Here is a 9,423-nt window from a genome sequence, read left to right as displayed (position 1 = left end):
ATCACGCGGCGGCGGGGTGTCGCCGCCGCCGCGCAGTAACAAGAAGCCGCCGGCCAGAAGCGTCCCCGCCCCCACGGCGGCCACGACGACGCGGAGCGGTTTCATGACTCACCTCGGGGGCTCGCGGATCTTCAGGGACAACCCGCATTATGAGCCCTCATGACTGCAAAGAGCCCCAGAAGGCGCAATTGCTGGCGCCGGCAGTGTCGGTCAGGTGGATGCCGCCGCGCCCCGGCGCCAGGCTGAGCACGTCGCCGGAGCCGCTGAAGCGCGGCCAGCGCGGGACCCAGGGGGCGTTCGGGTGGCCGTCGCGGGCGAACGACGTCCAGTAGCCGATCATGGCGTTGGACAGCTTCTCCTGCTCGGCGTTGAGCCGGCCGAGCAGGCCGGGGAACAGGTAGACCAGCTCCGTCGCGTGCTCGGCGCCCTCCTCGAAGCCGGGCACGTCCATCAGCGGCGGCGCGGCGCGGTCGGCGAACTGGTAGGCGTAGACCTCGACCCCGGCCCGGGAGAGCAGGCCGAAGGCGTCCTGGTGCGTGCAGGTGGCGAGCGGGCCGGTGCCGTGGGTCAGCATGGTGGCCAGCCCGATCCGCAGGTCGGGGCCGGTGGCGGGATAGCGGGCCAGGACCTGGCCGGCGTTGGCCCCGTACGTGGCGCGCACGAACTGCTCGTATTGCGCCCGCGTGATCGGCTTCGGGTAGGTCAGGCCGGCGTACAGGCGCATCTCGTCGAGCGTGTTGCCGTGCATGACGGGCACGCGGTTGATGCGGCCGCTCTCGATCGCCGCGCGGGGCTGCAGCGGCAGCACGTGGTCGCCGCCCGCGACCGGGTACGGGTTGTAGCCCCGGAACGCCTCCAGGAGCGTCTTGACCGGCAGCGCCCGCAGGCAGGCGGCGGCCCCGGCGGCGCAGCCCACGGCCGCGGCGAACCTGGCCCCCTCGGCCTCCGCCTGCTCCTCGGTGCGCGTGGGGGAGGAGCAGCTGAAGCTCTGCACGATCGCCTTGTCGAACAGCCCGGCGGCGGTGGGCGAGGCCAGGCCGGCGCAGATGTCGGCGGCTCCGGCGGACTCCCCGAAGACCGTCACGTTGCGGGGGTCGCCGCCGAACGCCGCGATGTTCCGCCGCACCCAGCGCAGCGCCGCCTGCTGGTCGAGCAGCCCGTAGTTGCCGCTCTGGTAGCGCTCGCCCGTCTCCAGCGCGGGGTGCGCCAGCCAGCCGAGCGCGCCGAGCCGGTAGTTGACGCTCACGACCACGACGCCGCCCCGGGTCGCCATCCTGTTCAGGTCGTAGAAGGCGGGGTTGCCGCCGGCGTTGCCGCCGCCGTGCAGCCACACCATGACCGGCCGGTCGCGGCCCCTGCGCGGCGCGGTGACGTTGAGGTAGAGGCAGTCCTCGCCGTACGACGTCTTGCCGCCGTAGGGCTCGGCGAGCTGCGCGCACTGGCTGCCGAAGGCCGTCGCGTCGCGGACGTCCGTCCACGGCTTGGCCGGCTGCGGCGGCCGCCATCGGAGCGGGCCCGTGGGCGGCTGGGCGTACGGGATGCCGCGGAAGGCCCGGTGGTCCTTGCGCACCTCGCCTTTGACCAGGCCCTTGTCGGTGCGCACCAGCGCGGACGGGGCCGACTCGGCGGCGACGGGAGTGGTGGTCATGACCAGGGAGAGTGCCGCCGCGGCGGCGCGAACGAGTCTCACTGGGCCCCCTATTGTTACCGTACGTAATCCTTCCGTTCCTGAACGTACACGATGAGGGGGTGTGGAACTACTGATTTGTTCGCCCGGCCAGGTCGACCACGGCGCCCACGACCTCGTCGCCGGCCAGCATGACCAGGTCGTTGTGGCCCGCGCCGGCGACCTCGACGGTCGTGGCCCGCTCTCCCGCCGCCTCGGCGACCGCCCTGCTGAGCCGCGGGGGCACGATCGTGTCGCGGGCGCCGTACACGACGACGACCGGCGCCCGCACCCGCCTGATGCTCTCCGCGACCGGGAAGCGGTCCCGCAACAGTGGCCTGACCGGCAGGAACGGGTAGTTGGCCTGCCCGGCGGCGGCCAGGTCGGTGAACGGCGAACGCAGCACCAGGCCGTCGGGCGGGCGTTCCAGGGCGAGCCGGGTGACCACGGCCGCGCCCAGGCTCTCGCCGAAGTAGATGACGCGGGTGTCGCCGAGGTGGTCGCGGGCGGCCAGGGCATCCTGGCGCAGCCCCTCCTCCGTCGGGGTGCCGGGGTTGCCGCCGTAGCCGCGGTAGTCCATGAGGAGCACCGCGAACCCGTGCTCCGACAGCGCGCGGGCCAAGGGGGCGCGGTCGCGCCGGTTGCCCCCGTTCCCGCCCGCGATCAGGACGGTCACGCCGCGGGTGCCGGGGACGTACCAGGCCGTGAGCCGGAGCCCGTCGCCGGTCGTGAACGTGACGTCCCGCGCGCCCGGGACGACCTCGGCGGCGGGCGGCACGGGCGCGCTGCCGGGCAGGTAGATCAGCCGCCGCTGGAACACCCACAGCAGGGCGAGCAGCAGGAGCAGCACCGCGGCCACCACGAGAGCGGCGCGCGTCAGCGTGGTCACCCTGCCACTATGCAACGCCGCCCGCCCCGAAGCGGCCCCGGCTCAGCCGGAGACGACGCGGCCCGCCTGGACGACGTGCTTGAAGTGGGCGGGATCCGCGAGGACGCCGATGTCGGCCAGCGGATCGCCGTCGAGCACGAGCAGGTCCGCGTGCGCCCCCACGGCCAGCGTGCCGACCTCGCCCGCCATCCCGACCAGCTCCGCCGCCCCGGTCGTCGCGGCCCGCAGCACGTCGATCGGCTGCTGCACCTCCCGCCGCAGCCGGAACTCGTGGTTCTGGTGCCGGTGCATGCCGCCGAGCAGGTCGGTCCCGTACGCCAGCCGCACCCCGCCCCGCGCGGCCCGCTCCAGCGCGACCAGCCCGGCCTCGAGCACCTCGTCCACCTTGCGCCAGCTCCGCTCGGGCAGCCCGAACGTGAGCCCCTCCTCCTTGAGCGCCCAGTACGTCACCAGCGTCGGCACCAGGAACGCGTCGTGCCGCCGGAACAGCTCCACGCTCGTGTCGTCGATCAGGTTCCCGTGCTCGATCGAGCGCACCCCGGCCTCGAGCGCCCGGTTGACGGCCCGGGCGGTGTAGGCGTGCGCGGCGACGTAGCGGTTGGCCGCCTCGGCCTCCTCGACGATCGCGCGCAGCTCGTCCATGGAGTACTGGGTCGAGTCGATGCGGTCGGTCGGGGAGGCCACGCCGCCGGAGGCCATGACCTTGATGTGGTGCGCGCCCTTGCGCAGCTCGTCGCGGGCGGCCAGGCGTACGGCGTCGACCCCGTCGGCCACGCGGCCGACACCGGCGCAGCACGGGTGGTCGTCCTGCTGGTGCTCGCCCCGCCCGCGGAAGTCGGCGTGGCCGCCGGTCTGGCTCAGCCCCTTGCCGCAGAACAGCAGCCGCGGCCCCCTGATCAGCCCCTCCGCCTGCGCGTCGGCCAGCCCGAAATCGGCGCCGGACGCGTCGCGCACCGTGGTGAAGCCCCGGTCGAGCATCCCGCCCATGATCTGGGCGCTGTGCGCGGCGACGTAGGAGGGGGACATGGAGCCGAGCGTGCCGAGGTTCGCGGTGGAGGCGGTGACGTGCACGTGCGCGTCGATCAGCCCCGGCACCACGTGCGCACCGGCGAGGTCGATCACCCGCGTGCCGTCCGGCGCGCTCAGCCGGGGTCCCGTCTCGGCGACCCGGCCGTCCGCGCAGCGCAGGTCGCCCTCGGCGTACTCGCCGCTCGTCACGTCCAGGATCAGAGCGTTACGCAGCAACAGGCTCATACCGCACCTCCGCGTGCGGCCGACGACCGGAGCGCCGGGACGGCGAGCGGCGCGAGCGAGCGCGCCACGGCCACCGACTCCTCGTCGTAGCTTCCCTCGGCGTCGAGGATGTTCAGCACGCCGAGCACCTCCCCCTGGTCGACCACCGGGACGTTGATGATCGTCCCGCAGCCCAGGCTCTCGATCAGCTCGTGGTCGGCGAAGATCTCCCGTACCGCGGCCCGGTCCTTGCCGAAGTACGGCTCCCGGCCTTCGATGCACCGCGCCAGCCAGCCCTGGGCGACCTCCACGGTCTTCTCCCCGCCCACCGGGTACTGCTCGGGATGGCTGGTGTGGACGCGGCGCAGCGCCCGCCGTTCCGGCACCCAGGCCAGGACCGTGAACAGCCGCACTCCCACCTCCCGCCGCACGCTCTCTTCAAGCTCGCTCAATCCGGTCATTTGCTCGCCTCCTTGGCGGGTTCCGTCAGCTCCTCAAGTGATCTCCCGGCCGTGGCCAGGCCGAACACGACCACGCACACCACCCCGACCACCAGCACCGCCGTCGTCAGGCCGAACACGCCGCCGAAGCCGAGGCTCGCCGCCGACAGCCCGATGATCGTCGGGGCCAGGATGCTGCCGACCCGCCCGAACGCGCTCGACAGGCCCGTTCCGGTGGCGCGGATCCAGGTGGGGAAGACCTCGGGCGTGTACGAGTAGACGCCCGCGTACGTGCCGTTCAGGAAGAACGACAGCACCGCGCCCGCGAGCGTGATCGTGACGGGCGTGTCCATCTGCGACAGCCAGAACGCGCTGACCGCCGAGCCGGACAGGTAGATCGCGATGGTGTTCTTGCGGTCGAGCCGCTCCGACAGCCAGGCCGCGGAGAAGTAGCCGGGGACCTGCGCCAGGTAGATGATGATCGAGAACTCGAAGCTCTTGGTCACCGTGATGCCGCGCTGCACGAGCAGGGTGGGGATCCACGAGAAGAACCCGTAGTACGAGAACGTGATCACGAACCAGATCAGCCACGTCACAGCCGTCCGCCTGGCCATGACCGGGCTCCACAGGAACCGGAGCGCGCTGATCAGGTTGACCCCGGCCGTCTTGGTGGCGTTGGTGGTGGCCGGCTGGGCGGCCGGCTCGGGCACCGGCGGGAGCGGCTGTCCGGTGGCCCGCTCGACGCGGCGTTCGAGGTCGGCGACCACCGCCTCGGCCTCGTCCACGCGGCCGTTCTGCAGCAGGAAGCGCGGCGACTCGGGCAGCGAGCGGCGCCACCACAGCAGCATGACGATCGGCAGCGCGGTGATCACCTGCGCGATCCGCCAGCCGTCGTCCATCGTCGGCACCACGAAGCGGCCGATCAGGGCCGCCATCACGAACCCGAACGAGAAGAACCCGGCCAGCGCGCCGATGAACCATCCGCGCCGCTTCGCCGGCACGAACTCCGACAGGAACGGCGCGATGATCGCGCTCTCCGCGCCCGCGCCGGCCCCGGCCAGCACCCGGGAGCCCAGGAAGACCTCGTAGTTCGGGGCGAACGCGGCGACCACGGAGAAGGCGGCGTAGAAGGCGAGCGCGTACATCATGACCTTCTTGCGGCCGATACGGTCGCCGAGCAGGCCCGCGACGGTCGCGCCGAACAGGAACCCGAACGGCGTCGCGGACCCGATGAGGCCGAGCTGGCCGTTGGACAGGCCCCAGGCGTCCTGCGCGCTGGGGAGCAAGAATGCCACGACGGCCGAGTCCATGCCGTCGAAGGTGTAGCCGAGGCCGCCGATGAGGAGGAGCAGGTAGTGAGGGCGGCTCAGTGGGAGCCGGTCCAGACGGGCCAACAGGGTCATTGAACAACACCTTCCCGAGGTCATGGCCCCTTCAGGTTGATTGCGCAGCAACATATAGTGCGAAATATCCGAAATGCAATGGTCTTTGCAGAATGGCAGTGGAGAGTGACACGGTGACAGAGCAGGCCGCGGACGGCTTCGAGGAGTGGTTGCGCACCCGGGTGCCCCCGCGCGGGCTGCGCGGCAAGGCGGCCGCGGTGCTGGAGATCCTGCTCTCCCAGCCGCGGCGGGCGTCGTTCGAGTCCGCGGCCGAGCTGGCGCAGGTCGCGGGGGTGAACGTGGCGACCGTGACGCGTACGGCGCAGGCGCTCGGGTTCGCCGGGTGGCCGGCGCTCCAGCAGGAGCTGCGGGCGCGCTACCTGTCCTCGCTGAGCGCCGGCCAGGTGGCCGCCGAGCACCGTGGCACGGGCTCGCCGAGCTCCCGCTCGCTCCGGCGTGACCTGGACAGCCTCGCGCTGCTGAACCGCCGCGTCGACGAGCGGGTCCTGCTCACGATCGCCGAGGCCATGGCCGCGGCGGGCCGTACCGTGATCGTCGCCGACGGCAGCTACGCGGCCGTCGGGCTGGCCCTGGCCCACAACGCCCGCCTGGCGGGCTATCCCGTCACGGCCGTGACCAACGGCGACGCGGAGCTGGCCAACGCGGTGGCCGCGCTCGGCGCCGGGGACGTGCTGGTGGCGATCAGCTTCTGGCGCCTGTACGAGAGCACGGTCCTGGCCGCGAATGTGGCCCGCTCGCGCGGGGTGCGGGTGTTCGCCCTCACGGACGCGGCCAGTCCCGCGCTGGCCGAGGCGGCCGAGGAGGTGGTCATGGTGCCGGCGGAGGGGGAGGCGTTCTTCCCGTCGCTGACGGCGGGCATGGCGGTCGCCCAGGCCCTGGTCACCCAGCTCGCCGCCGTGGACCCGGCCCGCACCGGCGCCTCGATCGAGGCGGCGGAGGCCATGTGGACGCGCTTCGGCCTGCTGCACCGCCGCCCGGCCACCCCTACACCCCCCAGTCCGCCGAGGCCTTAGTTATGTGAGCCTTGCCTATTCGAGAATGCCTGTAACAAAATCGGTTCCAGGCGGAAACCCTCGAAGCGCGGAGGCTCACACATGACGATCACCGCCGAACCGGCGGCCCCCGTGGCGTCCCCGCCCGAGGACGGCGGCCCCGCTCCCGACCGCGCCGCGTTACTGGCGCTGCTCGCCCCCATCCGCCCGAGGCTGGTCGCCGCGGCCGTGCTCCAGGTGGTGTACGCCGTCTCGGCGCTCGTGCCGTTCGTGTGCGTGGCCGAGCTGGCCCGGGTGCTGCTGAGCCCGGCCCCCGAGGCCGGCCGGGTCTGGCTGATCGCCGGGATCGCGGTGGCCGGGCTGCTGGTCAGGTTCACGTCGTTCGGCCTGGCCGGGGCGATCACCCACTTCGCGGACGCCGACCTGCAGCTCCACCTGCGCCGCCGGATGGCCGCGCACCTGTCGCGGGTGCCGCTGGGCTGGTTCGGCGAGCGCAACTCGGGCCAGGTCAAGAAGGTCCTGCAGGACGACGTGCGCGAGATGCACCATCTTGTCGCGCATGCCCTGCTCGACCTGCTCGCCGCCGTGGTGGCCCCGCTGGCCGCGCTCGCCTACCTGCTGTACGTCGACTGGCGGCTCACGCTCGTCGTGCTCATCCCGGTGCCGCTGTTCGCCGTCGCGTTCGCGGTCATGATGCGCGGCTACGACGAGCAGATGCGGCGCTGGAGCGAGGCGAACACCAGGATCAGCGCCGCCGTGGTCGAGTTCGTGCAGGGGATCGCGGTGATCAAGACGTTCGGGCAGGCCAGACGCTCCTACCGGCGCTTCGCCGAGGCCGCCGACGACTTCGCCGAGTTCTTCGGGGCCTGGGTGCGGCCGATGCTCAGGCTCAGCGGCGTCTCGAACGCGCTCATCTCACCCCCGACCATGCTGCTCGTGGCCACCGCGGGAGGCGTCGTGTTCGCCGCGAACGGCTGGCTGGCGCCGGTGGACGTGCTGCCGTTCGTGCTGGTCGGGGTGGCGCTGACGGCGCCGTTCCTCACCCTGGACATGGGCTCGATGCGGCTGCGGCGCGCGGCCGAGTCGGCCGGGCGGGTGGCCGCGCTGCTGGCGACGCCGCCGCTGCCCGAGCCCGCCGAGCCGACCCGCCCGCAGGGCCGCCGGGTGGAGTTCCGCGACGTGTCGTTCTCGTACGACGGGAGCACGCCGGTGCTGCGCGGGGTGGACCTGACACTGGTGCCCGGCACCGTGACCGCGCTGGTCGGGCCGTCCGGCTCGGGCAAGTCCACGCTGGCCAAGCTGCTGCCCCGCTTCTACGACCCCGGCTCGGGCCAGGTGACGGTGGGCGGCGTGGACGTGCGCGACATCGGCTCCGCCGAGCTGTACCACCACGTCGGTTTCGTCCTGCAGGACGTGCAGCTCCTGCGCGCGTCCGTCGCGGACAACATCGCGCTCGGCCGCCCCGATGCGGGGCGCGAGGAGGTCGAGCGGATGGCCCGCGCGGCCCAGATCCACGACCGGATCACGGAGCTGCCGCGCGGCTACGACTCGGTGATCGGGGAGGACGCCCACCTGTCGGGCGGCGAGGCGCAGCGCGTGTCCATCGCCCGCGCGCTCCTGGCCGACGCGCCGATCCTGGTGCTGGACGAGGCCACCGCGTTCGCCGACCCGGAGTCGGAGTCGGCCATCCAGGACGCGCTGTCCACGCTGGTGGCCGGGCGCACGCTGCTGGTCATCGCCCACCGGCTGGGCACGATCACCGGCGCCGACCAGATCGCGGTGCTCGACGGCGGCCGGATCGTCGAGCGCGGCACCCATGACGAGCTCCGCGCGGCCGGCGGGCTCTACACCCGGCTGTGGGCGGCCCACGTACGCGACGACGATCGGGATTGGACCCGGGCATGATCGGAGAACTGGGCGCCGTACTCGGCCCCGAGCACGGGGCGCGCCTGCGCCGCAGCCTGCTCGCGATGATCGTGTACGGCGTGCTGCAGGGCGCGTCGTTCGCGATGCTCGTGCCGGTGCTGCGCGCGCTGCTGTCCGGCGAGGCGGCCGGACCGTGGCTCGCGGCCTTCGCCGCCGTGGTCGCCGCCACCGCCGTCGCCTCCTACCAGCAGTCCCAGTACGGCTACGCGGTCGGCCTGGCCGCCCTGCGCACGCTCTACCACCGGATGGGCGACCACGTGGCCGGGCTGCCGGTCGGCTGGTTCAGCGCCGACCGGGTGGGCCGGCTCGGGCAGCTCGCGGGCAAGGGCGTCATGGACGTGATGAGCGTGCCCGCCCACCTGCTCCAGGTCGTGGTGACCTCGGTGACCGCGCCGGCGACCGTGCTGGTGTGCATGTTCGTGTTCGACTGGCGGCTGGGGCTGGCGGCCCTGGTCACGGCGCCGTTCCTGTGGCTGGCGTTCCGCTGGACGCAGACCCTGGTGCAGCGCAGCGACACCGCGATGGACGACGCGGGGGCCGAGGGGGCCGACCGCGTGGTGGAGTTCGCCCGGCAGCAGGCGTCCCTGCGGGCGTTCGGGCGCACGGCGGACGGTTACGACCTGCTCGACGACGCGCTGGTGCGGCAGCGGTCGGCGCTGCGGGGCCTGCTGCGGACCACGCTGCCCGGCCTCGGAACGGTCGCGCTGACCGTGCAGCTCGCCTTCACCGCGATCCTGCTGGTGGGCTGCTCGCTGGCGCTCGGCGGCGCGGTGGACGTGCCGGAGCTGGTCGGGGTGCTGGTCCTGGCCGTACGGTTCACCGAACCGCTGCTCGCCGCCGCCGACGTGGGCGGCGAGCTGCGCATGGCGCGCGG

The 9,423-nt window shown here is 73.0% G+C and carries 8 protein-coding genes; 3 read left to right on the top strand and 5 right to left on the bottom strand.

The window, feature by feature from the left end; genetic code table 11:
- Nucleotides 1–157: 157 nt before the first annotated feature.
- The 5 genes from ACWDX9_RS54450 to ACWDX9_RS54430 all read right to left on the bottom strand — a co-directional run bounded on the left by ACWDX9_RS54450 (nt 158) and on the right by ACWDX9_RS54430 (nt 5,631).
- On the bottom strand, nt 158–1,690 hold the full coding sequence (locus ACWDX9_RS54450) for a carboxylesterase/lipase family protein (protein ID WP_449970260.1): 1,533 nt from the start codon (nt 1,688–1,690) through the stop codon (nt 158–160).
- Between the two features lie 67 nt (nt 1,691–1,757).
- Nucleotides 1,758–2,555: an alpha/beta hydrolase gene (locus ACWDX9_RS54445; RefSeq protein ID WP_449970257.1), complete on the bottom strand. Its 798-nt coding sequence runs from the start codon at nt 2,553–2,555 to the stop codon at nt 1,758–1,760.
- Nucleotides 2,556–2,597: 42 nt separating this feature from the next.
- Nucleotides 2,598–3,809, bottom strand: coding sequence for an amidohydrolase family protein (locus ACWDX9_RS54440; protein ID WP_449970254.1), 1,212 nt, complete (start codon nt 3,807–3,809; stop codon nt 2,598–2,600).
- A complete protein-coding gene (locus tag ACWDX9_RS54435) occupies nt 3,806–4,249 on the bottom strand; it encodes a GAF domain-containing protein (protein ID WP_449970251.1) in 444 nt (147 codons plus the stop codon). Before ACWDX9_RS54435 ends, ACWDX9_RS54440 begins: the two co-directional genes overlap by 4 nt.
- Nucleotides 4,246–5,631: an MFS transporter gene (locus tag ACWDX9_RS54430; RefSeq protein WP_449970249.1), complete on the bottom strand. Its 1,386-nt coding sequence runs from the start codon at nt 5,629–5,631 to the stop codon at nt 4,246–4,248. The genes ACWDX9_RS54435 and ACWDX9_RS54430 overlap by 4 nt, the downstream gene beginning before the upstream one ends.
- A 113-nt stretch (nt 5,632–5,744) precedes the next feature.
- Between ACWDX9_RS54430 and ACWDX9_RS54425 the strand changes: the two genes are divergently transcribed.
- From ACWDX9_RS54425 to ACWDX9_RS54415, 3 genes are all read left to right on the top strand, one after another.
- Entirely contained in the window at nt 5,745–6,644 is a 900-nt protein-coding gene (locus tag ACWDX9_RS54425) for a MurR/RpiR family transcriptional regulator (protein WP_449970247.1), read from the top strand.
- An 81-nt stretch (nt 6,645–6,725) separates the two neighbouring features.
- Nucleotides 6,726–8,528: an ABC transporter ATP-binding protein gene (locus ACWDX9_RS54420; protein ID WP_449970245.1), complete on the top strand. Its 1,803-nt coding sequence runs from the start codon at nt 6,726–6,728 to the stop codon at nt 8,526–8,528.
- Nucleotides 8,525–9,423: ABC transporter transmembrane domain-containing protein (locus tag ACWDX9_RS54415; RefSeq protein WP_449970242.1), on the top strand; the 899-nt coding region annotated here is incomplete at its 3' end. The genes ACWDX9_RS54420 and ACWDX9_RS54415, both read left to right, overlap by 4 nt.

It is taken from the genome of Nonomuraea sp. NPDC003201 (assembly GCF_053590415.1).
The sequence above is the reverse complement of the archived record's forward strand: the minus strand, read 5'-3'. Positions and strand labels throughout refer to the sequence as shown.